The organism is Paenibacillus sp. GbtcB18, assembly GCF_019091125.1.
Taxonomy (GTDB): domain Bacteria; phylum Bacillota; class Bacilli; order Paenibacillales; family NBRC-103111; genus Paenibacillus_F; species Paenibacillus_F chitinolyticus.
Map to the genome: position 1 here is coordinate 1 of NZ_JAGXJX010000091.1, position 652 is coordinate 652.

The window sequence follows — 652 nt, forward strand, 5'->3', positions numbered from 1 at the left end:
TGCGATGAGCCGACATCGAGGTGCCAAACCTCCCCGTCGATGTGGACTCTTGGGGGAGATAAGCCTGTTATCCCCGGGGTAGCTTTTATCCGTTGAGCGATGGCCCTTCCATGCGGAACCACCGGATCACTAAGCCCGACTTTCGTCCCTGCTCGACTTGTAGGTCTCGCAGTCAAGCTCCCTTATGCCTTTGCACTCTACGAATGATTTCCAACCATTCTGAGGGACCCTTTGGGCGCCTCCGTTACACTTTAGGAGGCGACCGCCCCAGTCAAACTGCCCACCTGACACTGTCTCCCGGGTCGATATGACCCGTAGGTTAGAATTTCAATACAGTCAGGGCGGTATCCCACCAGCGCCTCCACCGAAGCTAGCGCTCCGGTTTCAATGGCTCCCGCCTATCCTGTACAAACTGTACCAAAATTCAATATCAGGCTACAGTAAAGCTCCACGGGGTCTTTCCGTCCTGTCGCGGGTAACCTGCATCTTCACAGGTACTATAATTTCACCGAGTCTCTGGTTGAGACAGTGCCCAAATCGTTACACCTTTCGTGCGGGTCGGAACTTACCCGACAAGGAATTTCGCTACCTTAGGACCGTTATAGTTACGGCCGCCGTTTACTGGGGCTTCAGTTCAGTGCTTCGCTTACGC

General features: G+C 54.1%; 1 rRNA gene. It reads right to left on the reverse strand.

Features of this window, described 5'->3' with window-relative positions:
- Window positions 1-652 (reverse strand): 23S ribosomal RNA (locus KVT34_RS29650); the annotation flags it as partial.